The 25,672-nt window shown below is 71.7% G+C and carries 24 protein-coding genes; 14 read left to right on the top strand and 10 right to left on the bottom strand.

The window, feature by feature from the left end:
* Positions 1–134 precede the first annotated feature (134 nt).
* Both ACLZN2_RS05260 and ACLZN2_RS05265 read right to left on the bottom strand, forming a co-directional pair.
* On the bottom strand, positions 135–701 hold the full coding sequence (locus ACLZN2_RS05260; protein WP_416977168.1) for a peptidoglycan-binding domain-containing protein: 567 nt from the start codon (positions 699–701) through the stop codon (positions 135–137).
* Positions 702–1,175: 474 nt separating this feature from the next.
* Positions 1,176–2,846: a fumarate hydratase gene (locus ACLZN2_RS05265; RefSeq protein ID WP_416977169.1), complete on the bottom strand. Its 1,671-nt coding sequence runs from the start codon at positions 2,844–2,846 to the stop codon at positions 1,176–1,178.
* 149 nt (positions 2,847–2,995) lie between these two features.
* Here ACLZN2_RS05265 and ACLZN2_RS05270 point away from each other — a divergent pair, with 149 nt between their 5' ends.
* Both ACLZN2_RS05270 and ACLZN2_RS05275 read left to right on the top strand, forming a co-directional pair.
* Complete coding sequence (locus ACLZN2_RS05270) at positions 2,996–3,691, top strand: DUF1707 SHOCT-like domain-containing protein (RefSeq protein WP_416977170.1); 696 nt, start codon at positions 2,996–2,998, stop codon at positions 3,689–3,691.
* Between the two features lie 164 nt (positions 3,692–3,855).
* Positions 3,856–4,227: a WhiB family transcriptional regulator gene (locus ACLZN2_RS05275; protein WP_416977171.1), complete on the top strand. Its 372-nt coding sequence runs from the start codon at positions 3,856–3,858 to the stop codon at positions 4,225–4,227.
* Positions 4,228–4,434: 207 nt separating this feature from the next.
* Here the strand turns inward: ACLZN2_RS05275 and glpX are convergent, their stop codons facing one another.
* Positions 4,435–5,469 (bottom strand): class II fructose-bisphosphatase, encoded by a 1,035-nt coding sequence (gene glpX / locus ACLZN2_RS05280; protein WP_416977172.1) that lies wholly within the window; start codon positions 5,467–5,469, stop codon positions 4,435–4,437.
* Positions 5,470–5,596: 127 nt separating this feature from the next.
* Between glpX and ACLZN2_RS05285 the strand changes: the two genes are divergently transcribed.
* Positions 5,597–6,121, top strand: coding sequence for a DUF4245 domain-containing protein (locus tag ACLZN2_RS05285; RefSeq protein WP_416977173.1), 525 nt, complete (start codon positions 5,597–5,599; stop codon positions 6,119–6,121).
* A 67-nt stretch (positions 6,122–6,188) separates the two neighbouring features.
* On the opposite strand, the gene ACLZN2_RS05290 is transcribed toward ACLZN2_RS05285, so the two are convergent.
* The 3 genes from ACLZN2_RS05290 to xseA form a co-directional block, all read right to left on the bottom strand.
* Entirely contained in the window at positions 6,189–6,779 is a 591-nt protein-coding gene (locus tag ACLZN2_RS05290; protein ID WP_416977174.1) for a malonic semialdehyde reductase, read from the bottom strand.
* 151 nt (positions 6,780–6,930) lie between these two features.
* The gene (locus tag ACLZN2_RS05295) at positions 6,931–7,152 is read right to left on the bottom strand and encodes an exodeoxyribonuclease VII small subunit (RefSeq protein WP_416977175.1); all 222 of its coding nucleotides are present in this window, start codon (positions 7,150–7,152) and stop codon (positions 6,931–6,933) included.
* Entirely contained in the window at positions 7,136–8,371 is a 1,236-nt protein-coding gene (xseA, locus tag ACLZN2_RS05300) for an exodeoxyribonuclease VII large subunit (RefSeq protein WP_416977176.1), read from the bottom strand. The genes ACLZN2_RS05295 and xseA overlap by 17 nt, the downstream gene beginning before the upstream one ends.
* 106 nt (positions 8,372–8,477) lie before the next feature.
* Between xseA and ACLZN2_RS05305 the strand changes: the two genes are divergently transcribed.
* Entirely contained in the window at positions 8,478–9,515 is a 1,038-nt protein-coding gene (locus tag ACLZN2_RS05305) for a 4-hydroxy-3-methylbut-2-enyl diphosphate reductase (RefSeq protein WP_416977177.1), read from the top strand.
* A 29-nt stretch (positions 9,516–9,544) separates the two neighbouring features.
* Positions 9,545–10,300, top strand: coding sequence for a polyphosphate--glucose phosphotransferase (ppgK, locus tag ACLZN2_RS05310; protein ID WP_416977178.1), 756 nt, complete (start codon positions 9,545–9,547; stop codon positions 10,298–10,300).
* Positions 10,301–10,322: 22 nt separating this feature from the next.
* Here the strand turns inward: ppgK and ACLZN2_RS05315 are convergent, their stop codons facing one another.
* On the bottom strand, positions 10,323–10,682 hold the full coding sequence (locus ACLZN2_RS05315) for a DUF6542 domain-containing protein (RefSeq protein WP_416977179.1): 360 nt from the start codon (positions 10,680–10,682) through the stop codon (positions 10,323–10,325).
* A 665-nt stretch (positions 10,683–11,347) separates the two neighbouring features.
* Between ACLZN2_RS05315 and ychF the strand changes: the two genes are divergently transcribed.
* Together ychF and ACLZN2_RS05325 are read left to right on the top strand one after the other, a co-directional pair.
* Complete coding sequence (gene ychF, locus ACLZN2_RS05320) at positions 11,348–12,436, top strand: redox-regulated ATPase YchF (RefSeq protein ID WP_416977180.1); 1,089 nt, start codon at positions 11,348–11,350, stop codon at positions 12,434–12,436.
* A gap of 174 nt (positions 12,437–12,610) precedes the next feature.
* A complete protein-coding gene (locus tag ACLZN2_RS05325; protein ID WP_416977181.1) occupies positions 12,611–13,639 on the top strand; it encodes a Clp protease N-terminal domain-containing protein in 1,029 nt (342 codons plus the stop codon).
* Between the two features lie 42 nt (positions 13,640–13,681).
* On the opposite strand, the gene ACLZN2_RS05330 is transcribed toward ACLZN2_RS05325, so the two are convergent.
* A complete protein-coding gene (locus tag ACLZN2_RS05330; protein WP_416977182.1) occupies positions 13,682–14,869 on the bottom strand; it encodes a serpin family protein in 1,188 nt (395 codons plus the stop codon).
* Between the two features lie 166 nt (positions 14,870–15,035).
* Between ACLZN2_RS05330 and ACLZN2_RS05335 the strand changes: the two genes are divergently transcribed.
* From ACLZN2_RS05335 to ACLZN2_RS05360, 6 genes are all read left to right on the top strand, one after another.
* Complete coding sequence (locus ACLZN2_RS05335; protein ID WP_416977183.1) at positions 15,036–16,280, top strand: DUF4190 domain-containing protein; 1,245 nt, start codon at positions 15,036–15,038, stop codon at positions 16,278–16,280.
* Between the two features lie 189 nt (positions 16,281–16,469).
* A complete protein-coding gene (locus tag ACLZN2_RS05340) occupies positions 16,470–17,222 on the top strand; it encodes a GntR family transcriptional regulator (protein WP_416977184.1) in 753 nt (250 codons plus the stop codon).
* 381 nt (positions 17,223–17,603) lie between these two features.
* Positions 17,604–17,819, top strand: a complete 216-nt coding sequence (locus tag ACLZN2_RS05345; RefSeq protein ID WP_416977185.1) for an SPOR domain-containing protein — start codon at positions 17,604–17,606, stop codon at positions 17,817–17,819.
* Positions 17,820–17,849: 30 nt separating this feature from the next.
* Positions 17,850–18,269: a (deoxy)nucleoside triphosphate pyrophosphohydrolase gene (locus ACLZN2_RS05350; RefSeq protein ID WP_416977186.1), complete on the top strand. Its 420-nt coding sequence runs from the start codon at positions 17,850–17,852 to the stop codon at positions 18,267–18,269.
* A gap of 41 nt (positions 18,270–18,310) precedes the next feature.
* A complete protein-coding gene (locus tag ACLZN2_RS05355; RefSeq protein ID WP_416977187.1) occupies positions 18,311–18,739 on the top strand; it encodes an ATP-binding protein in 429 nt (142 codons plus the stop codon).
* 258 nt (positions 18,740–18,997) lie between these two features.
* Positions 18,998–21,673 (top strand): SpoIIE family protein phosphatase, encoded by a 2,676-nt coding sequence (locus tag ACLZN2_RS05360; RefSeq protein WP_416977188.1) that lies wholly within the window; start codon positions 18,998–19,000, stop codon positions 21,671–21,673.
* Here the strand turns inward: ACLZN2_RS05360 and ACLZN2_RS05365 are convergent.
* Positions 21,636–22,763, bottom strand: a complete 1,128-nt coding sequence (locus ACLZN2_RS05365) for a hypothetical protein (protein WP_416977189.1) — start codon at positions 22,761–22,763, stop codon at positions 21,636–21,638. The two genes, ACLZN2_RS05360 and ACLZN2_RS05365, sit on opposite strands and share 38 nt — an antisense overlap.
* A gap of 96 nt (positions 22,764–22,859) precedes the next feature.
* Positions 22,860–24,401 (bottom strand): hypothetical protein, encoded by a 1,542-nt coding sequence (locus ACLZN2_RS05370; RefSeq protein WP_416977190.1) that lies wholly within the window; start codon positions 24,399–24,401, stop codon positions 22,860–22,862.
* 151 nt (positions 24,402–24,552) lie between these two features.
* On the opposite strand from ACLZN2_RS05370, the gene ACLZN2_RS05375 reads away from it, so the two are divergent.
* Positions 24,553–25,650: a hypothetical protein gene (locus ACLZN2_RS05375; RefSeq protein ID WP_416977191.1), complete on the top strand. Its 1,098-nt coding sequence runs from the start codon at positions 24,553–24,555 to the stop codon at positions 25,648–25,650.
* The last annotated feature ends 22 nt before the right edge of the window (positions 25,651–25,672 follow it).

The raw sequence follows: 25,672 nt of genomic DNA on the forward strand, positions 1-25,672 counted from the left end.
TCTCCGCCGCTCCCGTCGTCGGTGGCCTCACCCTGCTCTTCTTCCTCGCAACCTCGGCACAGGTCGCGGTCGTGTGCCCCCGACGAACGGTGCGCCCACGATGAACGGGGCATCCTGGGCGCATCGAGGTGGTGTCAGGTGCAGCTCAGGTAGTCGTAGCCGGCGATCCGCGCGTCGCCGCTGCCGTCGTAGAAGTGGTACCGGCCGTCACTGTCGCGGGTGACGCTGATCGTGTGGTCGAAGCCGATGTAGGTGTCCACGGCACCGTCGGCGGTCAGGTCGAACAGCCCGTAGGAGCCGGAAGACACGCGGATCGCGGCTCCGAAGGTTTCCTTGCCGACCACTCCGTCAGCGGTCAGGCCCGTGGTGTTCTGCCAGCTCGCGGTCGCGGCCTTGGTGTTCGATCCGAAGTGGCCGTCGATGTCCCCGGCGTCGAACTTCGTGCCGTCCGTTTCGATGGCGCCATCCGCCCAGAGGATCTTCTGCCACAGGCAGGTGGCGTTGGACGACGTGTTCGTGCTGGTCGACAGGATGCCCTCGTCCACCCAGTCGTCGGTCCAGGTGCCCGCGCCGTAGACATACGCGCGCCCGCTGTAGGTGCCGCTTGCCGCGGCCGGCGAGGTGCTCAGCGCGAGTGTGGCGGCGGTCAGCGTGCCGACAACGCCCGCGGCCAGCCGGGCTCTCTTCACACGTGTACTCACAGGTGTCCCATTTCGATCGTGTGGATGACTGTGCGTCCTGGTCTGCGAGCCCGGCTCCGCTCGACGGGCCGTGCCGCTCGCTGTGCCCAGACAGTAGGAGCGATGCCACGGCTGACGCGTCCCACAAGGGTTGGAACTCCCGCTCCACCGCGCGCGGTAGCCGCCGGGTTGTACAACCACCGTGGTATTTCCACACCCGACCCTGTGGGACGGGGAGAGCCCCTGGCGTCGGCCAGGGGCTCTCTGGGGTGTCTCTGCCGGCTCAGCCGAGTCCGGGCCCCCGCACGGGGATCGAGGACTTGTTCGTCCGGCGGCACCATTCAGTGTCAGGCGTTTGAGGACGAGGCCCTTCGGGCCGTACGGGGGGTCAGGGGGCGGAGCCCCCTGGGCGGGGTCGAAGGGGCGGCAGCCCCTGGGGACGGGACGGGTAGGGGCGGCGGGGGGCGAAATCCATCCCCCGCCGCGCCAGAGGCACTACGCCAGCCCGGGCCCCCGTACCGGAATGGTCGTGAACGTCGGCGCCGGAGCCGGATCCTTGAAGAAGTCGTTGCCCTTGTCGTCGACGACGATGAACGCCGGGAAGTCCTCGACCTCGATCTTCCAGACGGCCTCCATACCGAGCTCCTCGTACTCGACGACCTCGACCTTCTTGATGCAGTCCTGGGCGAGCCGCGCGGCGGGCCCGCCGATGGACCCGAGGTAGAAGCCGCCGTGGCTCCCGCACGCGTCGGTGACCTGCTGCGACCGGTTGCCCTTGGCCAGCATCACCTTGGAGCCGCCCGCCGCCTGGAACTGCTCCACGTAGGAGTCCATCCGGCCGGCGGTCGTCGGGCCGAAGGAGCCGGACGCGTAGCCCTCGGGGGTCTTGGCCGGGCCCGCGTAGTACACCGGGTGGTCCTTCAGGTACTGCGGCATCTCCTCACCCGCGTCCAGCCGCTCCTTGATCTTGGCGTGCGCGATGTCGCGGGCGACGACCAGCGGCCCGGAGAGGGAGAGGCGGGTCTTGACCGGGTACTTGGTCAGCTCGGCGAGGATGTCGTCCATCGGCTGGTTGAGGTCGATGCGGACCACGTCCTCGTCGGAGGAGTCGAGGTGCTCGTCCGTCGTGTCCGGCAGGAACCGCGCCGGGTCGGTCTCCAGCTGCTCCAGGAAGACGCCCTCCGCCGTGATCTTCGCGACGGCCTGGCGGTCGGCGGAGCAGGACACGGCGATGGCGACCGGGCAGGACGCGCCGTGCCGCGGCAGCCGCACCACCCGCACGTCGTGGCAGAAGTACTTGCCGCCGAACTGCGCGCCGATGCCGATCTTCTGCGTCAGCTCGAAGACCTTCTCCTCCAGCTCCTTGTCCCGGAAGCCGTGCCCGAGCGGCGAGCCCTCGGCCGGGATCTCGTCCAGGTAGTGCGCGGAGGCGTACTTCGCGGTCTTCAGCGCGTACTCGGCGGACGTACCGCCGACGACGATCGCCAGGTGGTACGGCGGGCACGCGGCCGTACCCAGTGAACGGATCTTCTCCTCCAGGAACCTCATCATGGAGGCCTCGTTTAGGACGGCCTTCGTCTCCTGGTAGAGGAAGCTCTTGTTGGCGCTGCCGCCACCCTTCGCCATGAACAGGAACTTGTACGCGCCGCCGTCGGTGGCGTACAGCTCGATCTGGGCCGGGAGGTTGGAGCCGGTGTTCTTCTCCTCCCACATGGTGAGCGGAGCCATCTGCGAGTACCGCAGGTTGAGGTTGAGGTACGCGTCGTAGATGCCCCGGCTCAGGGCCTCCTCGTCGCCGCCCTCGGTCAGCACGTTCTGTCCGCGCTTGCCCATGACGATCGCCGTGCCGGTGTCCTGGCACATCGGCAGCACGCCCGCCGCCGCGATGTTCGCGTTCTTCAGCAGGTCCAGCGCGACGAACTTGTCGTTGCTGGAGGCCTCCGGGTCGTCGATGATCCGCCGCAGCTGCGCGAGGTGGGCCGGCCGCAGATAGTGCTGGATGTCGTGGACGGCCTCCGCGGCGAGCTTGCGCAGCGCCTCCGGCTCCACCTTGAGGAACGTCCGCCCGTCGGCCTCGAAGGTGGAGACACCCTCGGAGGTCACCAGCCGGTACGGGGTGGTGTCCTCTCCCATGGGGAGCAGATCGGTGTACGCGAACTCAGGCATCGCAGCCCATTCCTCACTCTGCAGACGGCGGCCCGCCGACACCGGCGGGCCTCACCAGCGTAGAACCTGCCTCTGACACGGAGCTTGTGAGGTAAGGCTCAGTTGGAGTGGGGGTATCGCGATCTATCGTGTTTGGGTACGCTGGTCCCGTGGACCTTCAGAAGCAGACCGCTGCCGCCCCCACACCGCCCCCGCCCGCCCAGCTGCGAGCGTCGGACGCCGACCGCGACCGTGTCGCCGACATCCTCCGCGAGGCCCTCGCCGAGGGCCGGCTCACCGCCGACGAGCACGCCGAGCGCGTGGAAGGCGTACTGGCCGCCAAGACCGTCGGCGAACTGGAGGTCTTCATACGGGACCTGCCCGCCGCCCACGCCCGCCGTACGGCACCCGGCGGAGCCCCGAGCCACCCCGCCGCCGGAGCCATCCCCGCCGACCCCGACGACAACGTGGTCGCGGTCTTCAGCAGCGCCAGCCGCCGGGGCCGCTGGCGCGCGGGCCGCCGTATCCACGCGTACGCGATCTTCGGCAGCGTCGAGATCGACCTCAGCGAGGCGCTCTTCGAGTACCAGCAGGTCATGATCAAGGCCTGGGCCGTCTTCGGCAACGTCGAGGTCCGCGTCCCGGAGAACGTGTCGCTGCGCGGCACCGGCGGCGGCGTCCTCGGCAACTTCGAGGTGGACGCCCTCGACTCGCCCGAGCCCGACGCCCCTGTGGTCTATGTCGACGGCTGGGCGGTGCTCGGCAGCATCGAGGGCCGGCCGAAGCGCGGCAGGCTCGTCGCGGACATTCTCGATCGCGTGCAGCGCAAGGTCGACAAGGGTTTGCGCAAACACCTGGACCGTTGACGGTCGTGAATCGCGCCGCGCCCCCAGGGACCCTCACACCCCACGGGACCGCGCACGACTCCCCGGAACCCAGCGGTTCGGGACCGAGTGCATAGGCGCGCGCACAGCGGGTAGGCCTTGCTGCATCGTCTCTCGCTCGCGAAGCCGTCGTCAGGAGTAGACCCGTGCTGCAACCGCCGCATTCGTCCCTGCAGGTCGCCGCTGTTCCGGCCCAGCGGGTGCCAGCGCGCGACCAAGACGCTCCCTGGCACACCGAGGCGGTGTGCCGCCGTGACGAGGCAGGCCTGTTCTTCGCCCCCTCCAAGGAACCCACCGCCGCCCGCCTCTCCCGCGAAGAGGCCGCGAAGCGGGTCTGCGCCCGCTGTCCCGTCATGGTGGAGTGCCGCGAGCACGCCCTGCTCCAGCCCGAGCCCTACGGCGTCTGGGGCGGCCTCACCGCCGCCGAACGCCGAGTCGTCCTGGCCCGACGCCGCCGCCGCGACATGGAACTGAAGAAGGCAGCCCGGGCGACGGACCGCATAGCGCAGGCGGGCTGACGGCCACATGCAAAAGTGGGCGCCCCCCTCCGCACCGGGGGGCGCCCACTTTTCGGCATGCGGGGAGGTGCGCCAGTTCAGGGGCGCGGGGCTGTATCGATCTGCGGCTTCGCCGCGATGGGGGTCCCCCCGCTCGAGCGAAGCCGAGAGTGGGGGAGCGACCAGCCACAACGCACCCGCACCCGTCAGCGCACCACAAGCCCCCGGCTACTTCGCCCGATCGAAATCAATCGCGGAGTAAGCGCGAAGCTTGCTGAGCCGATGCTCGGAGTCGATCCGCCGAACCGTCCCCGACCGTGACCGCATCACGATCGAGTCGGTCGTCGCGGTCTCCGACCGATACCGCACCCCCCGCAGCAACTCCCCGTCGGTGATCCCGGTCGCGACGAAGAACACGTTCTCGCCCTTGACCAGGTCCTCGGTCGTCAGCACCCGGTCGAGATCGTGCCCCGCGTCGACCGCCCGCTGCCGCTCCTCGTCGTCCTTGGGCCACAGCTTGCCCTGGATGGTGCCGCCCAGGCACTTCACGGCACAGGCCGAGATGATCCCCTCCGGCGTACCGCCGATGCCGAGCAGCAGGTCGATACCGGTGCCCTCGCGCAGCGCCAGGATCGAGCCGGCCACATCACCGTCGGAGATCAGCTTGATGCGCGCCCCGGTGTCCCGGATCTCCTTGATGATGCCCTCGTGCCGCGGCCGGTCCAGGATGACGACGGTGACGTCCTCCGGGGTGGCCCGCTTGGCCTTGGCGACCCGGCGGATGTTGACCTCGACGGGCGCGTTGATGTCGACGAACTCGGCGGCCTCCGGGCCGGTGACCAGCTTGTCCATGTAGAACACGGCGGACGGGTCGAACATCGCGCCCCGCTCGGTCGCCGCGAGGACGGCGATCGCGTTGGGCATGCCCTTGGCCGTCAGCGTCGTCCCGTCGATCGGGTCGACGGCGATGTCCACCTCCGGCCCGGTCCCGTCGCCGACCCGCTCACCGTTGAACAGCATCGGCGCCTCGTCCTTCTCGCCCTCGCCGATGACGACGACGCCGTTCATCGAGACGGTCGAGACGAGGGTCCGCATCGCGCGCACCGCGGCACCGTCGGCGCCGTTCTTGTCACCGCGCCCCACCCAGCGGCCCGCGGCCATCGCGGCGGCCTCGGTCACACGGACCAGTTCCAGGGCGAGGTTGCGGTCGGGGGCCTCGGAAGGGACATCGAGCTCGGACGGCAGATGATGATTCTCGGTCATCGGAGCGCACCTTTCTGATACGACGACGGCCGGATGAGGGTTCGATCCTCGACTCTATCGCCAGTCCGACAAAATGAGCAGGGGACCCCACGGATGAGCGGATCGGGCACCTGCGACGATAGGGCGCGTGGCAGGTTCGAACGGCAAGCAGAAAACGGCCCGGGACATGATTCTCTCCCTGGGTGTCATCGTCATCGCGGCGTATGTGATCTACCTCTTCGTCCCGCACGACGAGACCGCTCCCGACGTCAAGCGGGTCGACTACCGCGTCGAGCTGCTCACGGCGCGACGTGCGGCGTCGTACCCGGTGGCCGCGCCCGAGGGCCTGCCCGACAGCTGGAAGGCCACCTCCGTGCGCTTCCGGGGTGCCGAGTCCGACGCCTGGCATCTCGGCTTCCACGCTCCCGACGGGGAGTACGTCGCCATCGAGCAGTCGACCCGGAAGCGCGCGGAGTTCATCGAGGAGGCGAGCCAGGGCGGGCGGGCGACCAAGGTCACGCAGGACATCGCCGGCCGTACCTGGACCCGCTACACCGGCGGCCGCTACGACGCGCTCGTCCTGCAGGGAACCGACGGCTCGACGACGGTCGTCGCGGGCACGGCGTCGTTCGACCGTCTGACGGAGATGGCGAAGGCGCTGAAGACGGCATGAGCCCCTGCTGACGCACGAAGAGGCCCCCGACCGTCCGGTTGGGGGCCTCTCGCGTGTCTCGACCCGCTCAGACGGTGGTGACGACCTGGTCGTAGGCGAGGCGCGGGGAACGCGGGAAGGAGGCGTCCGGGCCGGGCTTGCCGATGTTGATCACCATCAACGGGGTGTGGTCGTCGTCGAGGAACTCCTTGCGGACGCCCTCGAAGTCCAGGCCGGTCATCGGGCCGGCGGCCAGACCGGCGGCGCGGACACCGATGATGAAGTAGGCGGCCTGCAGGGCGGCGTTCATCCCGGCGGCACCCTCGCGGGCCGCGCGCTCGGCGAAGAACAGGTCCTTGGCCTGCGGGAAGGCCGGGAACAGGGTCGGCAGCTCCTCGTGGAACTCGTTGTCCGCGGAGAGGATCGCGACCAGCGGGGCGGTGGAGGTCTTGGCCTTGTTGCCGTCGGCCATGTGCTGGACCAGCCGCTCGCGGGCCTCGGCCGAGCGGACCAGGGTGATGCGCAGGGGGGTCTGGTTGAAGGCGGTCGGGCCGAACTTGACCAGGTCGTAGATCGCCTGGACCTGCTCGTCGGTCACCGGCTCGTCCGTGAAGGTGTTCGCGGTGTGGGCATCGCGGAACAGCAGGTCCTGGGCGGCGGGGTCAAGAACGAGAGACATGCCTGAACTTCCTCGGGGTGGGGCGCCTGACTCCGTTCCGGACCGTGGTCCGGATCGGCTGACATCGACGACCGTACGCGAGGAGAGGTTCAAGTTTCAACAAAAGGCGGGCGCGGGTGACCCGGCTCACAGCGGCACCCCGCCGCCGCGCTCACTCGCCGTCCGCTTCCTCCTCCTCGGCCAGCGCCGCGTCCAGCCGTGCCCGCGCGCCCTCCAGCCAGCGCCGGCACACCTTGGCCAGCTCCTCCCCGCGCTCCCACAGGGCGAGCGACTCCTCCAGCGTCGTACCCCCCGCCTCCAGACGTCGTACGACCTCGATCAACTCGTCCCGGGCCTGCTCGTACCCGAGGGCTTCCTCAGCCTTGCTCGTCATGCGGCCTTTCCTTCTTGTCGACACGAACCGTGAACTCGCCCTCGGCGACCCGCGCGCGGAGAGCCTCGTCCGCCGTCACCTCGCCCGGACCCCGGACCACGTGCCCGTCGGCCCGCTGGAGCACCGCGTACCCCCGCTTCAGCGTCGCGGCCGGCGACAGCGCCACCACGCGCGCGTGGGTGTGCGTCAGCTCCGAGTCCGCGCGGTCCAGAAGATGCCCGAGGACGCGCCGGGAACGGTCGGTCAGCGCGGTGACGTGATCGGCGCGCTCGTCGATCATCCGGTGCGGATCCTGCAGCACGGGCCGCGCGAGCGCGTGCGCGAGCCCGCGCTCCTCCCGCTCCACGAACCCCTCCACGCACCGCCGCGCCCGCCCACGCAGCATCCGCACCCGCTCCAGCTCCTCGCCGACGTCCGGTACGACCTTCTTGGCGGCGTCGGTGGGGGTGGAGGCGCGGAGGTCGGCGACATGGTCGAGCAGCGGATTGTCGGGCTCGTGCCCGATGGCCGAGACCACGGGCGTACGACAGGCCGCGACCGCCCGCACCAGCTGCTCGTCGGAGAACGGCAGCAGGTCCTCCACGCTGCCGCCCCCACGGGCGACGATGATCACGTCGACGTCCTCGATCGCGTCCAGCTCCTTCACTGCCTGGACGACCTGCGCCACCGCGTGCACCCCCTGCACGGCGACATTGCGCACCTCGAAGCGGACCGCCGGCCACCGGTGCCGGGCGTTCTCCAGCACGTCCCGCTCGGCCGCCGAGGCCCGCCCGCACACCAGCCCGATCAGCTGCGGCAGAAACGGCAGCGGCTTCTTCCGCTCGGCCGCGAACAGCCCCTCCGCCGCCAGCGACTTCTTCAACTGCTCCAGCCGCGCCAGCAGCTCCCCGACACCCACGGGCCGTATCTCGACGGCCCGCAGCGACAGCTGCCCCCGCGGCGCGTACCACTCCGGCTTCGCGTGGACGACGACCCGGGCGCCCTCCCCGACGACGTCCGCGACGGTGTCGAACACCTGCCGGTAGCAGGTCACGCCCACCGAGATGTCGTACGACGGATCCCGCAGCGTCAGAAAGACGACGCCCGCACCCGGACGCCGCGACAACTGGGTGATCTGCCCCTCGACCCACACCGCGCCGAGCCGGTCGATCCACCCTCCGATGAGCCGCGACACCTCGCCGACGGGCAGCGGGGCGTCCGCGGACGTGTTCACAGCCATGCGACCGAGAGTATCGGCCGGGACCGACAACGCAGCCGAGCGTTTCCGGCGGGCGCGGGGCGGTACGGCAGGCAGCCTCACGGGCGGCCTCACGAGCGGCCTTACGATGGGACACATGACTGCTTCGCCAGCCCGCCGCCGTGTCCTGCTCGCCGCTCCCCGGGGCTACTGCGCGGGTGTGGACCGCGCCGTGATCGCCGTCGAGAAGGCCCTGGAGCAGTACGGGGCCCCGGTCTACGTCCGGCACGAGATCGTCCACAACAAGTACGTCGTGCAGACCCTGGAGAAGAAGGGCGCCGTCTTCGTCGAGCGGACCGAGGAGGTCCCGCCGGGCAACATCGTGATGTTCTCGGCGCACGGAGTCGCGCCGGTGGTGCACGAGGAGGCCGAGCGCGGGCAGCTCGCCACGATCGACGCGACCTGCCCCCTGGTCACGAAGGTCCACAAGGAAGCGGTCCGGTTCGCGGGGGAGGACTACGACATCCTCCTGATCGGGCACGAGGGCCACGAGGAGGTCATCGGCACCTCCGGTGAGGCTCCCGACCACATCCAGCTCGTCGACGGCCCGGGCGACGTCGCCAAGGTCGAGGTCCGCGCCCCCTCCAAGGTCGTCTGGCTGTCCCAGACCACCCTGTCGGTCGACGAGACGATGGAGACGGTCGACGCCCTGAAGGAGAAGTTCCCGCAGCTGATCTCCCCGCCGAGTGACGACATCTGCTACGCCACGCAGAACCGTCAGCTCGCGGTGAAGCAGATGGGCGCCGAGGCCGAGCTGGTCGTCGTGGTCGGTTCGCGCAACTCCTCCAACTCCAAGCGGCTCGTCGAGGTCGCGAAGCTCGCCGGTGCGCGTGAGTCGTACCTGGTGGACTTCGCGAGCGAGATCGACGAGGCCTGGCTGGAGGGCGTGAGCACGGTCGGCGTCACCTCCGGGGCCTCCGTCCCCGAGGTTCTCGTCGAGGAGGTCCTCGCCTGGCTCGCCGAGCGTGGCTACGAGGACGTCGAGCTGGTCAAGGCCGCCGACGAGCACATCACCTTCTCGCTGCCCAAGGAGCTCCGCCGGGACCTGCGCGAGGAGGCGGCGGCCCTGGTGGCGGCGCGCGGCGGCAGCGGAGCCGAGGGCTCCGCGGCCGACTCGGGTGAGTGACTGTCAGTCGTCCGTCGTAACGTAGGGCCATGCAGATCTTCGGCGTGGACATCGGTGGATCCGGGATCAAGGGCGCCCCTGTGGACCTGGACAAGGGCGACCTGGCTCAGGAGCGCCTGAAAGTGCTCACCCCGCAACCGGCGACGCCCGATGCGGTGGCCGACGGCGTCAAGGAAGTCGTGGAGCACTTCGGCTGGACGGGACCGGTCGGCCTCACCTTCCCCGGTGTGGTCACCGGCGGCTCCCACATCCGTACGGCGGCCAACGTCGACAATGCCTGGATCGACACCGACGCGCGCGCGTTGTTCAGCGAGCGGCTGGGCGGTCACCCGGTGACCGTCGTCAACGACGCGGACGCGGCGGGCGTCGCCGAGATGGCCTTCGGCGCCGGGCGCGACCGCAAGGGCACGGTCATCCTGCTGACCTTCGGCACTGGCATCGGCAGCGCGGTCTTCGCCGACGGCGTTCTCGTCCCCAACTCCGAGCTGGGCCACCTCGAGCTGAACGGGCACGACGCGGAGAAGCGGGCCTCCAGCAAGGCGAAGGAAGACCACGAGCTGACCTGGGAACACTGGGCCCGCCGGGTCACCAAGTACCTCGCGCACGTAGAGATGCTGTTCTCGCCCGAGCTCTTCATCATCGGCGGCGGCGTCAGCCGCAAGTCGGAGAAGTTCCTCCCCTACATCGAGGGCATCAAGGCAGAGATCGTCCCGGCCCAGCTGCAGAACAACGCGGGGATCGTGGGGGCGGCGATGAGGGCGAGGGAGACCGGGCGGGCCGGCTGAGTCCCGTCGCCGGTTCGCCGGTTCAGGAAACCCGGCCGGAGGGGCGCGGGCCCCGGCTCACGGCTCGGCGGCGGGCAGCCGCCCTGCGTACGCCTCGCACGAGCACGGTCACAGCCGCGACGAGCGTCCCGGCGTAGAGCCAGCCGGCCTGGGTGGCCAGTGCCGTGACCAGCCCCATCAGCCGTGCCCCCAGCCCGTCCCCGCCCCCGGCGACGGGGAGCAGCCCCAGCGCGAAGGCGATCGGCACGACGACGGGGGCCGACAGCAGATCGCCGGGGCGCACCCAGAGCGCGGTCAGCAGGCACACGGGCAGGAACAGCACGCCGTACACCGTCAGCGAGCTTCCGAACAGCAGTTCGTCCACGCCTCCGAGTGCGCACATCACCGCCCCGCCGAACAGCCCGCTCCCCAGCCCGGTGAGCCGAGGATTCGGCCACCGCCGCCCGCCCGCCCCGGACGGCACCGACGCCCCGCCTGAGCGGGCAGAGGGCAGGCCACCGGAGGGCGGCCGCCGACCGGAGGAAGGACGAGACCGCGCACGCGGACCGGGGGAAGGCTGACGGCCGGCGGAGACCCGCCGGTCGGGGCAGGACCGCCGGTCGGAGCAGGCCTGCCGGTCGTGGGAGGCCTGCCGGTCGTGGAAGGCGCGCCGTTCGGGGGAGAGGCGCGGCCCGAGGGCGGGATCCCGCCCCTCACGACGCTGAGCCACGACGGGCACCGCTCGCGAGGCCCCAAGGCCCGCCCCGCGTGCTGCTTCCCGGGCTGTCTGGGGTGGCAGGGGCGGTGGCGAAGGCGGGTCGCGGCGCGTCGCGCTCTGCGGGGGTCGCGTCCTGTGTTGCTGCTCCACCGCACCAACTTAGGTCGGTTTATGTGCCGAATCGGGTGTCGGACACGCCGAGGGGCGGGCCTTGGCCATGCGTTCGACAGGTCCGCCGGCCCGGCGTCCCGCACGCCGTAAACTGGTGGATCGGTCGGCCCCCCGGCCCGCCCCGGCCCTCTCACTACGGGAACCGGCCCCCTGGCCCTCTGACTACGGGAAGTCGCAACGTGTCGCTCACGATCGGAATCGTCGGTCTGCCGAATGTCGGCAAGTCGACCCTGTTCAACGCCCTGACCAAGAACGACGTGCTGGCGGCCAACTACCCGTTCGCCACGATCGAGCCGAACGTCGGCGTCGTCGGCGTCCCCGACGCCCGCCTGACCAAGCTGGCGGAGATCTTCGGCTCCCAGCGCATCCTCCCGGCGACGGTCGACTTCGTCGACATCGCGGGCATCGTGCGCGGCGCATCCGAGGGCGAGGGTCTCGGCAACAAGTTCCTCGCGAACATCCGTGAGTCCGACGCGATCTGCCAGGTCATCCGCGCCTTCAAGGACGAGAACGTCGTCCACGTCGACGGCAAGGTCTCGCCCAAGGACGACATCGAGACGATCAACACCGAGCTGATCCTGGCCGACCTCCAGACCATCGAGAAGGTCCTGCCCCGGCTCCAGAAGGAGTCGCGGATCAAGAAGGACGTCGCCCCGAAGGTCAAGGCCGTCGAGGAGGCCAAGGAGATCCTGGAGAGGGGTGACACGCTGTTCGGGCAGGGCGTCGTCCAGGGCGGCGAGCGCGCCGAACTCCTCCACGACCTGCACCTGCTCACCACCAAGCCCTTCCTCTACGTCTTCAACGTCGACGAGGACGAGCTGACCGACGACGCGTTCAAGGACGAGCAGCGCGCCCTCGTCGCCCCGGCCGAGGCGATCTTCCTCAACGCCAAGCTGGAGGCGGACCTCGCCGAGCTGGACGAGGCGGACGCCATGGAGCTGCTGGAGTCGGTCGGCGCCGAGGAGCCCGGCCTCGCGACCCTCGCCCGCGTCGGCTTCGCCACCCTCGGCCTGCAGACCTACCTGACGGCCGGCCCCAAGGAAGCCCGCGCCTGGACGATCAAGAAGGGCGACACCGCCCCCGAGGCCGCCGGTGTCATCCACACCGACTTCCAGAAGGGCTTCATCAAGGCCGAGGTCATCTCCTTCGCCGACCTGGTGGAAACCGGCTCGGTCGCCGAGGCCCGCGCCAAGGGCAAGGCCCGCATGGAGGGCAAGGAGTACGTCATGCAGGACGGCGACGTGGTGGAGTTCCGCTTCAACGTGTGATCGCCGCACCGCTGTGCGTTGACGCGATTGGTCTTTCCACGCCCCTGCAGGCCCGGTCCACTCCGGCGACGTGTACCCCAGGGTGCAGGGGCAGATCCTTCTCCGGAGCGACGCCGCCTCCCACGCCGGTCGGGGAGGCTGCTACGCAGGAGCAGCCGGAAGAGGAAAGGCCGTATGGAAGCGATCAAGTCGCCCGACTGGAACATGGTGGGAATCCTGGGGGCCGCTCGGGGCGCGCAGTCGGGCGCCGAGGGGCCCATCGGCACCGAGCATCTGCTGGCCGCCGTCACCACGGCCAAGGGGCCGGCGCGCGAGGCACTCCTGGACGAAGGGGTGACCAAGACCGCGGTGCTGGCGGTGTTGCGGGACAGGATGGACAGGAACGACGCGTGGAGCGCCGGCGACGACGCGGAGGGAAGCGTCGCCTCGAAGGACGTCCTGGGGGACGACGGTGATCGGCGCACCCACTTCACGGGCGCTGCGGCACGAGCGCTGACCGCCGCGATGGGGCACGCGCGGCGGGAGGACGCGGCGAAGTTCGGCGCCGAGCATCTGCTGAGGGGACTGCTGGAGGAGGACAACCGCGCCGTGGAGCTGCTGGGCGCGTGCGGTATCTCACCGCAGGCCGTACACGCCCGCCTCGACGGTGGCTCCGGCAGTCAGGAGGATGGCCTCAATCCTCTGCTGCACGCCACCCGCGACGTTCTCCTCGGCCGCAGCCACTATCGTCGGATGCCCTTCTGGATGCGCTGGCTGGTCAGATCCAGTGGCGTCAACTGGGCGGCGCTGCCTGCCGGTTGGGTCAGGCTCGAGACCCACGAGCAGGCACGTCGTCTCGGCCGCGGCGTGGTGGGCACCGAGCATGTACTGCTCGCGATCCTGGCCACCCACGAGGTCGCGCTCCGGTACCCGCACCTGTTGGGGGAGGGCGCCCCCGATCAGGACACCCGGTACGCGGGCGGTGAGCGGCTGGCCCGCCTGGGCATCGACTACGCCTCGGTCCACCGTGTGCTGACCGCCGGTGATCGCGTCGCCCTGGCGGCCGACGCCCGGCCGGTCGAGGAGTACGTCGACGAGGCCGCGGGCCTGAACCTGGTGCCTACGGCCGATCCGGGCACCGGTCCCCTGGTCGAGGCCCTCCTGAGCGAGGAGACCCGCGCCCGGCAGCTGATCGACGCGCTGACCGGCACTTCCGGCGACTGACAGGTGCGGCGGCCGCTCCGTTGACCAGCGGTATCGCCCGCGTCAGAAGCGCTCGGCGTCCTCGGCGTCCTCGGCGTCCTCCGGGAGCCGTTCGGGGTCCGCGACCCAGCCCGCCGCGAGCACCAGCCGTGAGTGGCGGTGCAGGGCGAGGAAGCCGAAGGGGCGGTCGAAGCGGGCCCTGAGGGTGGTGACCAGCCACCGCGTACGAGGCACACCGCAGCCGACCGCGGCGAACGCCGTCACCACGCCCGCCTCGAACCCCGTCGCGCCGAACCTCGCCACCGCCGACTGCCCGCCCGACCCGATCGCCAGCGGCAGGGTGCCGCTGATGCCGGGGAAGTGACCGTGCAGGGTGTCGCGGGCGGTGGTGAGTCCGAACAGCTCGTGCCGTTCCAGCAGATCGTGATGGGCGGTGACGCGGAACGCCGGTGTCGTCACCTGCAGCGTCGGCGGCTGGGGCGTCGCGGAGCGCCGCCTCTCGACGCTGAGCCCGGGTCCGACCTCGCCGAGCGGAAGCCGCGGCCCGGGCACGACCGGGTGCCGGCGGGCGAGCAGGTCCACGCCCGCGCCCAGCACCTGGCTGGGCGTCATGTGCTCCTCGCCGAGCAGCAGATGGACGTCGAGGGCGTTGTCGCCGAGGACCTTCAGCTCGGTGACATGACCGTGGGGCGTGTCCGCCACCCCGATCCGGTCCACGGCGGCGCTCACCCGCCACAGGCTCAGCACGTTGCCCTCGGGCCAGTGGAGGCTCTCCAGGACGCCCTCCTGGAAGGGCCGCAGCCACCGGGTCCGCAACGCCAGCGCGCTCGCCAGCACCAGTTCGGTCCGGTCCGTCACCGCGACGGGCATCCGCTCCACCAGCCCGCCGGTCCGTTTCGCCGCCCAGGCGTCCAGTGCCGCCCCGTCGGCCTCCGCGTCCCCGGTGAGCGCCCCGTGCGCCCCGGCCGGCAGCCCCGCCTCCCAGGCCTCCCGCAGCTCCAGGGTCCGCCGGGTCCACACCCCCAGGGCCGAGTCCAGCCCCCGCATCGAGTCCATCCCGGCGAGCAACTCCCGTGCGGCGCCCGCCGCCTGCCCGGCCGGTACCCCGAGGGCACCCGCGAGCTCCTCCCGCGCGGTCCCCTCGGCGCCGTCCGCGAGAAAGGCCAGCAGCGGCCAGACCCCCGCCGCCGAGAAGACCGAGTTCCCGTTCCCGCGGATCTCCCCGGCCCAGCGCGCGGCAAGCGCGTTCACCGCCCGAATCGTCGCGTTCGCGACCGCTGTTCCACCCCTGATCGTCACACGCTTACGATGCCGCCCAGTCGGGTTCTTCGCACGTCAGTTCCGCATGGCTGTCGGACCCTGCTGCCAGACTGCCCGCACCCGGCCTCGATCCGCCCGAACCAGGAGCACGGTACTCGTGTCCATACCCCCGCCCCCAGGGCCCCAGCAGCCCCAGGACCCGTACCGGCCTCCGCAGCCGCAGGGCGGCTCCGTACCGCCACAAGGGCCCCAGGGGCCGTATCCGCAGGGCCCGTATCCCCAGCCTCCGGGGCCGTACGCCCACACCCCCTACGGGGCCGCGCCCTATCAGGTCTGGGGCCAGGGCTACACCCCCTTCGCCCGCCCCGCGCCCGTCAACGGCGTCGCCATCGCCTCCCTCGTGCTGGGCCTGCTGTGCTTCCTGCCGGCCGTCGGGCTGGTCCTCGGGATCATCGCGCTGGTGCAGATCAGGAAGCGCGGCGAGCGCGGCAAGGGGATGGCGATCGCGGGCGCGGTCGTCTCCTCGCTCGGGCTCGCGCTGTGGGTGGTGTCGCTGTCCACGAACGTCGCCTCCGAGGTCTGGGAGGGCGTCAAGGAGGGTGCCAGGGGCACCAGTTACTCGCTCGTCAAGGGTGACTGCTTCGACGTCCCGGGCAGCTTCGACCAGGACGTGTACGACGTCGACGAGGTGCCCTGCTCCGGTGCGCACGAGGGCGAGGTGTTCGGGGTGATCCCGCTGTCCGGCGACGACTACCCGGGCGACGGATACGTCGCGGACCGCGCCGAGGACGAGTGCTGGACGCTCCAGGACGCCTACGCCATGGACCCCTGGGCGCTCGGCGACGAGGTCGACGTCTACTACCTGACGCCCACCGAGGACAGCTGGGCGTGGGGCGACCGCGAGATCACCTGCGTCTTCGCCCACACCGACGAGACCGGCACCCTGACGGGCTCGCTGCGCGCCGACGAGACGACCCTCGACGCCGACCAACTGGCCTTCCTGAAGGCGATGAACGCGATCGACGAGGTCCTCTACGAAGAGCCCGAGGACTACGCCGAGGAGGACCTCGACGCCAACAAGGACTGGGCGGCGGACGTACGGGACGTGCTCGCCGAGCAGGCCGGGGCGCTGCGCGGCCACACCTGGTCCGGCGACGCCCGGAAGTCCGTCGACGCCCTGGTCGAGGACATGGACGACGCCCGCGCGGACTGGGCGAAGGCGGCCAGCGCGCGCGACGCCGACACGTTCTACCTGCACTACGACAGCGGCTACGAGTACGTCGACGGCGACACCACCGTCGGCGCCCGCGCGGCCCTGGACCTGGCCACCACCCCGCCCTCGTACGACGAGGACGACTACGACACCGGCAGTGGCGGCGGGAGCGGCAGCGAGGACGTGTGATCACCCCCGGGGCGGGGTGATCGCCGCCCCGGTGAGGTGTGACCGCCGCCATAGCGGGGAGAAACTGCCTGCGCAAAGCCTTTCCGGGGCGCATGTCATCACATCGAGTGATTCTCTGGCCTTTGCTTGCATGGTCGAACCCACGGTTGCCACGCTGTAGCTGTCTGTACAACCTGATGGGAGTGGCCAGTGACATTCGGTGAGCAGCCGGCGTACCTGCGTGTCGCGGGCGATCTCCGCAGGAAGATCGTCGACGGCTCGCTGCCGCCGCACGCCCGCCTCCCGTCCCAGGCCAGAATCCGCGAGGAGTACGGCGTCTCCGACACCGTCGCCCTGGAGGCCCGCAAGGTCCTGATGGCCGAGGGTCTGGTCGAGGGTCGCTCCGGGTCCGGTACGTATGTCCGCGAGCGCCCGGTGCCCCGCCGTATCGCCCGCTCCGGCTACCGGCCCGCGAGCGGGGCCACGCCGTTCCGGCAGGAGCAGGCCGACGCGCATGCCCGCGGGACCTGGGAGTCCAGCAGCGAGCAGACCGAGGCGAGCGGCGCCGTCGCCGAGCGGCTGGGCATCAAGGCCGGCGACCGCGTGATGTGCACCAAGTACGTCTTCCGGGAGGCCGGCGAGACGATGATGCTCTCCACCTCCTGGGAACCCCTCGCCGTCACCGGCCGTACGCCCGTCATGCTGCCCGAGGAGGGCCCGCTCGGCGGGATGGGCGTGGTCGAGCGGATGCGCGCCATCGACGTCATCGTGGACAACGTGACGGAGGAGGTCGGTGCCCGCCCCGGCCTCGCCGAGGAACTCCTCGCCCTCGGCGGCGTCCCCGGACATGTCGTCCTGGTCGTCCAGCGCACGTACTACGCCTCGGGCCGCCCCGTCGAGACGGCCGACGTGATCATCCCGGCCGACCGCTACCGCGTCGCGTACCACCTGCCCGTCAGATGACCGCACCGCCGAGGACCGTGGGACGCTCTCGGCTGTCCTTGCGGTAGCGCAGCGCGCCGGGCGGCGCACACCCTTCCGGCAGTTGCCCCCGGAAAACGCCCGCACACGGCGCGCCCGCACGCCGTCGGGATCCGGTCGTTTCCGGCCGTTCTCGCAGGTCGTCCCATATATGCCCGACCCCCCGCCGACCGGACGAGTCAGCCCGCCCGCACGGCGCGTTCGGCCCCGTGCGCCCCCTGTGTCTTGGCTGGTTGCGTACCTCTTTGTGCAAAGCCGTGTTCGCTGTGTAAAGGTAAGGCGTACGCTCGGGCATATGCGGATTGCGGTTTCCTTAGAGGGCGGGGCCCAGGGCGGGCCGCGCCAGGGAAGCGGAGGGGCGCGATGAACGAGGGCACCATCTCTCTGCCCTGGCTCGTCATACGGCAGGACGACAACGGCAATCGCTACCGTGTGGGCCGGTACGCCACCCGGGCGGAGGCCCAGAAGATCGCGGACAGCCTCGACAGCCGGGGCCACAAGCAGCTCTACTGGGTCGAGCGCATCGGCCAGGGCCGGCCCCAGAGCCAGACCCAGAGCGGAGACGGCACCCGGAACTGACACGCACCCACGTCCCGTAGGCTCCGGCGCATGACCGAACGGACCGTGGTGGTCGGAGCCGCCCTCCTCGACGGCGGCCGCCTCCTCGCCGCGCGCCGCAGCGCACCCCCCGAGCTGGCCGGCCGCTGGGAGCTGCCCGGCGGCAAGGTCGAGCCCGGCGAGCGGCCCGAGGCGGCCCTCGTCCGTGAACTGCGCGAGGAACTCGGCGTCGACACCGAGGCCGTTGAGCGCGTCCCCGGCGAGTGGCCGCTCAGACCGCCGTACGTCCTCCAGGTGTGGACCGCCCGCCTGCGCCCCGGCTCCGCCGGCCCCGCGCCCCTCCAGGACCACGACGAAATCCGCTGGCTCACCCCCGGCGAGATCTGGGACGTGCCCTGGCTGGACCAGGACGTCCCCGCCGTCCGCGAGACCCTCACCCGGCTCGGCACGGGAACGGTACCGCCCCGCTGATACCGGGTATGTGCCCATTAACCCCACGAAACCAGACATGGGTGTACTCGCCGGCCCGGGAAGTGATCGGTGTGACCGACACCGAAGACGGCTACGCCGAGTGGACGTTCCCGGCGGACCCCGGTGCCGTGCGCACCGCCCGCCGCGTCGTCCGGGGCCGGCTGCACGGCTGGGGCCTCGACAGTCTGGGAGACATCGCCGCACTGCTGGTCAGCGAGCTGGTGACCAACGCCCTGCGGCACTCCACCGGACCCATCGGTGTGCGCCTGGTCCGCCCGGCCGGCCTGGAGGGCGTCCTGCTCGTCGAGGTCTCCGACCCGCTGCCCGACCCGCCCCGCGAACGGTCCGCCCGGCCCGAGGACGAGAGCGGCCGCGGACTGCAACTGGTGGCGTCCTCCTCCCGCCGCTGGGGAACCCGGCCGGGGGCCGACGGGAAGACGGTCTGGTTCGAACTGGCGGTACCTGGTTGACCAGGTCGACCGGGTGTACAGCGGGCGTTCCGGCGTCACCCGTCCGGTGCCGGTCCACGGCCGGTCCCGGAAGGTGTGGTTCGACCGCGTGCCCGCTGGTTAGAAGACTGGATGTGTTGTCGCGGAACGGTCCAAAAAAAGCCTGGAGCGTGTTGTGATCGTGAACACCGTGTCGTGCGGCGCCGTAGTGCTGGATACTGCGGGCAGCCGCCGCCGGTGACCGGTGCCGGACGCGGTGAGCTGGAGGGGACGGTTCGCGTGAGCGAGATACCAGCGAAGGCCACGGGGTCCGACGACCCGTCGGGCGGCGTGAGGGACAGGGCCGCAGGGGCGTTCGCTTCGGACGCGTCCCCGGCCCCGGACCGCGTGCGCGACGGTTTCGCGGACGGCCGCCTCGTGGACGGCGGGGCGACACCGGGGGACGCCGTCTGGCAGAGCAGCCCGCCCGGCTCCATCTACGACTACATCAAGGTCGCGTCCTTCTCGATCGGCCCCGACGGGCTCGTCGACCAGTGGAGTCTGCGTGCCGAGCAGATCTTCGGTATCCCCGCGGACCAGGCGGTCGGCATGGACCCCATCGCGGCGTTCATCGACCCGGACCTGCGCGAGCGCGGCCAGCGCAAGATGGCGGAGATCCTCGACGGACGGGAGTGGACCGGCGTGGTCCCCTTCCGGATGCCGGACCCCGTGCCCGGCGGCGGGCGCGGCGAGCGGGGCCTCGCCGAGGTGTACGTCATGCCGACCCGCGGCAGCGACGGCGAGAACGCCGCCGTGTGCATCGTCGTCGACGTCCGCACCCTGCGCAGCATCGAGACCGACCTCGCCGCCTCGCAGTCCATTTTCGGCCAATCCCCGTTCGGCTTCCTGCTGATCGACCCCGACCTGCGGGTCCGCCGCGCCAACCAGCGGTTCGCCTCCATCTTCGGCGGCACCCCCGACGACCACCGGGGCAAGGGCGTCCACGACTATCTGGTCCGGCCCGAGGCCGAGCGGGTCAGCGCCACCCTGCGCCGGGTCCTGGAGACCGGCGACTCCATCACGGACATGCACGTCACCGGCTTCGTACCGGGCTCGGACGAACGCCGGCACTGGTCGATCAACCTCTACCGCGTACACAGCGGCACCGGCCGCCCCATCGGCATCGCGTGGCTCGGCATCGACATCACCGCCCGCCGTGCCGCCGCCCGCGAGGCCGCCGCCGCACGGCGCAATCTCGCCCTTCTGAACGAGGCGGGCGCCCGCATAGGGAACTCGCTCGACCTGGAGACCACCGCGCGCGAACTCCTCGACGTGGTCGTACCCGGGTTCTGCGACCTGGCCACCGTCGACCTCTACCAGGGCCTCCTGGCGGGCGACGAGACGCCGCCCGGCCTCGCCGACGGCAGCGCCGAACTGCGCCGGGTCGCCTTCTCGTCCGCCGTCTCCGACGCCCCGTACTCGGCCACCGGCACGCCCGTCGCGGTCGGCGCGGTCCACCACTTCTCGTTCAACTCGCCCTGCGCGGACGCCCTGCGCGCCGCCCGCCCGGTGTCCATCCCGGGTGAGGAGGGCGGCCTGGTGCAGTCCACGCTCGCCATCCCGATGGTCGCCCACGACACGGTCGTAGGCCTGGCGCAGTTCTCCCGGACGAAGGGCAGTGAGCCGTTCGGGGACCGCGACCGGGACCTGGCCGTGGAGCTGGCGGCGCGCGCCGCCGTCTGTATCGACAACGCCCGCCTCTACCGGCGCGAGCACGAGCGGGCGTTGATACTGCAGCGGTCCCTGCTGCCCCCCGGCGACCCGGTCGCCTCCGGCCTGGACATCGCCTGCCGCTACCTCCCCGGCAACGTCTCCACGGGCCGCCCCAGCGAGGTCGGCGGCGACTGGTTCGACGTCATCGAACTCCCGGGCCACCGCACGGCTCTGGTGGTCGGCGACGTCATGGGCCGAGGCCTGCGCGCGGCGGTCGCGATGGGTGAACTCCGCACCGCCGTCCGCACCCTGGCCCTGCTCGACCTCGAACCCGCCGAGGTCCTCTCCGCGTTGGACGAGATCGCGCGCGGACTCGGCACCCCCGGCGGGGTCCAGCAGGCCACCCGGGCCGCCCGCCGCCCCCGCGAGGCCGATCTCTCCGAGGTGTACCTCGCGACCTGCGTCTACGCCGTCTACGACTCCGTCACGCGCCGCTGCACCTTCGCCAACGCGGGCCATCTCCCGCCGGTGCTGGTCGAACCCGGCGAACCGGCGCTGATGCTCGACGTCCCGCCCGGCATGCCGCTCGGCGTCGGCGGCGAGCCCTTCGAGGAGGTGGAGGTCGACCTCCCCGAGGGCGCGCTGCTCGCCCTCTACACGGACGGCCTCGTCGAGTCCCGCGACCACCCCCTGGACGAGGGCCTCCAGGCCTTCGTGGGGGCGCTCACGGACCCCACGCGCCCCCTGGAGGACGTCTGCGACCACGTCCTCAACACCCTCGACACCCACCACGGCGAGGACGACATCGCCTTGCTGATGGCACGTGTACAGGGCCTCCCCGAGGACTCCGTCGGCGACTGGACCCTCCCTCGCGAGCCGCGCAGCGTCGGCCGGGCGCGGGAGTACGCCCGCACCCGGCTCCTCTCCTGGGACCTCGAACCCCTCGTCGACACCACGGAGTTGCTGGTCAGCGAACTGGTCACGAACGCCCTGCGGTACGGCGAGGGCGAGATCCGGCTCCGCCTCCTCCTCGACCGCACCCTGGTCTGCGAGGTCTGGGACGCGGGCCTGGTCCAGCCACGCCGCCGCCGCGCCCGCGACACGGACGAGGGCGGCCGCGGCCTGCAACTCGTCGGCCTCCTCAGCGCCGCCTGGGGCTCCCGCCGCACACCGCGCGGCAAGACGGTCTGGTTCGAACTGCCGCTACCGGACGGCGAAACGGGCCTCACGGACCCGGCGGAGGCACTGCTGAGCCTGTTCTAAGACTTGTCCGAGCAGAGGCCGTTTGTTGCCGGGGAAGGGTGTTCCCGCGGGGTTCGGCTGCCGCGCGGGTCCGGCCCGGGGGCGCGGACTTCGGTGCGGTTGACTCGGTCAGGGCTTCTTGCAGCCCCTGGGCGAATAGGATCTGGGAGGCCCGGGCGCGGGTGTGGTCCAGGCGGGCGGTGGCGGGGGCGTCGGGGTCGGTGAGGGTGGTGAAGGCGGCCAGGGCGGCGGAGACCAGATCGCGGCCGCCCGTCAGCCCGCAGCCGCCGTCGGCCGGGTCACAGTGATGGGTGCGCCGGCGTAGGGACTTGGTCACGCGTCGGCCGCACAGGCAGTGCTGTGACAGGGCGGTGGTGAAGGTCGAGGCGCGCAGGAGGCGTCCGCCGGTGGCCGTGCACTCGGCGGCGAGTGCGGTGATCAGCCGTCCGGGGGTGGTGGCGGAGCAGGCGCGGCCCCACAGGCGGAACCAGGTACGGATGTCGCAGTCCTCGACGGTCAGGTTCGGGCCGTGGACGGCGACCAGAGCGGCGGCGATCTTCTTCGCGCGGTGGTGGGAGGCCTCGGCCGCGCTCGCGGCCGCAGCACTGTGGCGGGCCCGCAGATTGCGGTAGCTGGTGCTGACCGTGTCGCGGCGGTAGGTCTGTTGGGGTCTTCCGGTCGCGGTGGTGCGCCGGGGTCCGGCGGGGACGGTGACGGCCTTCGGGGGCAGACCTGCTGTCTGTCGGCGTTCGGCGCGGGCCTTCTGACGCCGGGAGCGCTGGTACTGCTGGGGGTTGGATGCGCGCCGCGAACGGTCAAGGGCGCGCTGGCGCCCCCGGGCCTTCTTGCGCCCTGCGGTCAGGACGTCTTGCTCCTGCTCGGCCAGGGTGATCCGGTCGGAGCGCACGCCGCCGTCATCGGGGTCGAGCGTGGCGGGCAGGGAGACGACGGCGAGGTTGGAGACGTTGCCGTCCACCCCGCCGACGCGCTGCAGGGCGGCGGCCTGCTTGCGCCGGGTATGGGTGGCGGTGGAGGCGTAGCCGGGGGCAAGGACCATCAGATGGGCCTCATAGACCCAGCCGCCCGAGGCGGCCGGATCCCGCCGCCGCACCAGGTGGACGGGACTGGCCGACGCCTGGCGATGGCCGGCCTGACCCAGGGCATCCAGTAAGTGACCTGCTCGCCGGTGACCTGGCCTGTGCTGAGCCTAGAACCCGCCGAACCCCGTCGGTGGCTGCTCGCCGTCCTCGTCGGACGCCTCCCCGGGGAGGATTCCGCCGATGACCGCCCCGGCGGCGCCGTCCGTCCCCGGTTGTCCGGCCGGTGCGGCGGACGCCGGGTTGCCGCGCAGGCGTACGTCCTGCTCGGCCAGCTCCCTTGCCTCCAGTGCGAGTTCGTCGGCTCGCACCGCATCCGCCGGTGCCCCGTCCGCCAGGAGCCGTCGTGCCTCCGCGAGCCTGGTGCGGGCCGTCGCGCTCACCGCACCCCGGTGCGTCGTCACGAAGTCCTCCGCGGCGGCGGTCGCGGCGCGGGCCACGGACAGCGCGGCGGCCGGAAGCACCCCGGCCCGCCCCGAGGAGAGCGGCGCGGTCGCCCGGACGATCCGGCGCAGGGCGCCCAGTGGGTCGTACGGCCGGTTCGACGTCAACTCCTGGCGTACGGAGGACAGGACGGCGTCGGCGTTGAGGAGCCGGGGGTGCGGCTCGTCCTCGCGGAAGGTGTGGCGCCGTACCGTCGACAGTTCCGCCTCCGCGCCGGTGAGCGCCGCCGGTACGGTCTCCTCGGCGTCCCGCAGTTCGGCGGCGCTACGGTCGACGCCCTCGACGAAGACGGCCGTCTGGGCGATGGCGGCCTCGGCGGCGTGCAGTTGGCGGGTCGCGGCCTCCGTCCGGCCGGAGAAGAGCTCCTGGCGGGCCAGGTTGAGCCGGGCGGTGGCGAACAGCAGCCGGTCCTTGGCCTGTTCGACGTTGCCGGTGACGGCGGAGGTCGCGGTGGGGGCGTACCGCGTGCCGAGGGCGGTGAGCAGGGTCTGGGCCGCGGCGGTGCGTCCGGTCAGGTCACGGAAGCGCGCCTCCGCGTACGGAAGGGCCTGGTCCGGTTCCCGCAGGCGGGTGAAGTCCGCCGCCACGGCGTCCAGCCGGCGGCCGGCCTCCTCGCACCGGCCGATCATCCCGGCGAGCGCGTGCCGCCGGGGCGCCTCTTCCTCCGGTACGCCCTCGTCGTACCGCTGCCGCATCCGGAAGGCGGCGGCCAGTTCGCCCTCGGCCTCGCCCAGCGCGCGGGCGAACGGGGTGACGGCCGCCGGCCCGAGGAGTCCGCGCGCAAAGCCGAGTTCGGCGCGGGCCGCGCGGAGCCGGTCGTCGGTGCGGACCAGTGCCGCACAGGCCTCCGCGTCCGGCCCGGCGAGAAGTGGCGCCGAGCTCGCGGCCGGGGGAGGGCCGCTGAGCACGCCGGGACGTCCGGAACCTCCGGGGGTCGTCCGGTCGCGCGCCCGCCGTACCCGGCGTATGTATCCGTACGCCGCGGCCGCGCCCACCACACCGACCGCCGCCAGGGGCAGGACGAGATCTGTGGCGGACGTCTCGTCGTCCTGGGCCGTCTGCGATGCCGGGGAGTCCCGGGCCGCGGCGACGGCGCTCACCACCGGCCGCGGCTCCTTGATCGCAACCGACGGGCCGCCTCCCGACGTCATCCCCGGCAACACCAGCCACACCACCCCGGCCGCACCGCCCACCACGGCGTGCGCCACCCGCACGGGTATGTGCGATCTGGCACGCCGTCGGCCTCGATGCAGGGATGTCGTCACATTTCGGAGCGTATGGCCGTGAATGCGGCCACGCGAGCGGGATACACCCGAGGCGGGGCCGGTGGGGCGGGGGACCACGGAAGGGGGAACGGGGATGGAGATCGAGGCACGTCAGGGGGAGCCACCTCAGGCACCCGAGCCCACCACGCCCGAGTCGCAGCCGCCTCAGCCAGAGCCACAGCCACAGCCACGGCGTCGGCGTTGGCGCCGCCTCGTCCTCGCCGCCGTTCTGCTCCTCCTCTCCCCGGTCCTCGTCTCCCAGGCCGCCCTCGGCGTCAACAACCTCGGCGATCCGGCCGACGGCACCCGTACCCGCGGCAAGGACGCCTTCTGGCTGGGGCACGCCTGGGTCGACGGGCGGAAGGACGACGCCGACGTCGAGGCGCTCGCCGAGCGGCTGCGCGCCACCGGGATACGCGACCTGTACGTCCACGCCGGCCCCCTCGAACACGACGGGACACTGCCCGCCTCCGCCTACCCGAGGGCGGCCTGGTTCATCGCCGCCGTCCACCGGGAGGCGCCCGGCGTCCGGGTGCAAGCCTGGCTGGGGGACAGGCTGGCCAGCGAGAGCCCGAACGGCATGCGGCTGGAGCGGGCGGCGACCCGGGCCGCCGTCGTGCGGTCCACCCGCCAGATCCTCGCCGTCGGCTTCGAGGGCGCCCACTTCGACCTGGAGCCCCTGCACTCCGGAGACCGGAACTACCTGGCCCTCCTCGACACACTTCACGAGGTCACCGGCTCGCGCGGCGCCCAACTCTCCGTCGCCGCCCACCAGATCGACCCCGTCCCCGGCTTCCACTCCTTCTGGGGCTCCACCACCGGTCACCCCAAGTGGTGGTCGCAGCGGTTCTTCGGGCAGGTGGCCCGCCGTGTCGACCAGATCGCCGTGATGTCGTACGACACCATGCAGCCGCTGGAGAGCACGTACGGCGGTTACGTCGCCCAGCAGACCTCCCTCGCCCTGGAGGTCACCCCGTCCTCCACGGACCTGCTGATGGGGCTGCCGTTCTACAGGGAGAACCGCTTCGGCCACTGGGCGCACGCCGAGACGGTCGCCGCCGCCGTCCGGGGCGTACGGCTCGGACTGTCCCGGACCGACGCCGACCGCGCGAACTTCGGGGTGGCGGCGTACGTGGACTTCACGGCGACGGAGACCGACTGGGCGTCGTACGACAAGGGGTGGGGCCGGTGAGTCCCCGCGCACCAGACTTCAA

It is taken from the genome of Streptomyces sp. T028, from assembly GCF_048159505.1.
Classification (GTDB): domain Bacteria; phylum Actinomycetota; class Actinomycetes; order Streptomycetales; family Streptomycetaceae; genus Streptomyces.

What these genes read in the sequence shown, in the direction of transcription:
- ACLZN2_RS05265 (WP_416977169.1), bottom strand. Translation starts at nt 2,846, where the DNA reads ATGCCTGAGTTCGCGTACACCGATCTGCTCCCCATGGGAGAGGACACC.
- glpX (WP_416977172.1), bottom strand. Translation starts at nt 5,469, where the DNA reads ATGACCGAGAATCATCATCTGCCGTCCGAGCTCGATGTCCCTTCCGAG.
- ACLZN2_RS05290 (WP_416977174.1), bottom strand. Translation starts at nt 6,779, where the DNA reads ATGTCTCTCGTTCTTGACCCCGCCGCCCAGGACCTGCTGTTCCGCGAT.
- ACLZN2_RS05295 (WP_416977175.1), bottom strand. Translation starts at nt 7,152, where the DNA reads ATGACGAGCAAGGCTGAGGAAGCCCTCGGGTACGAGCAGGCCCGGGAC.
- xseA (WP_416977176.1), bottom strand. Translation starts at nt 8,371, where the DNA reads ATGGCTGTGAACACGTCCGCGGACGCCCCGCTGCCCGTCGGCGAGGTG.
- ACLZN2_RS05305 (WP_416977177.1), top strand. Translation starts at nt 8,478, where the DNA reads ATGGGACACATGACTGCTTCGCCAGCCCGCCGCCGTGTCCTGCTCGCC.
- ppgK (WP_416977178.1), top strand. Translation starts at nt 9,545, where the DNA reads ATGCAGATCTTCGGCGTGGACATCGGTGGATCCGGGATCAAGGGCGCC.
- ACLZN2_RS05315 (WP_416977179.1), bottom strand. Translation starts at nt 10,682, where the DNA reads ATGTGCGCACTCGGAGGCGTGGACGAACTGCTGTTCGGAAGCTCGCTG.
- ACLZN2_RS05325 (WP_416977181.1), top strand. Translation starts at nt 12,611, where the DNA reads ATGGAAGCGATCAAGTCGCCCGACTGGAACATGGTGGGAATCCTGGGG.
- ACLZN2_RS05345 (WP_416977185.1), top strand. Translation starts at nt 17,604, where the DNA reads ATGAACGAGGGCACCATCTCTCTGCCCTGGCTCGTCATACGGCAGGAC.
- ACLZN2_RS05350 (WP_416977186.1), top strand. Translation starts at nt 17,850, where the DNA reads ATGACCGAACGGACCGTGGTGGTCGGAGCCGCCCTCCTCGACGGCGGC.
- ACLZN2_RS05375 (WP_416977191.1), top strand. Translation starts at nt 24,553, where the DNA reads ATGGAGATCGAGGCACGTCAGGGGGAGCCACCTCAGGCACCCGAGCCC.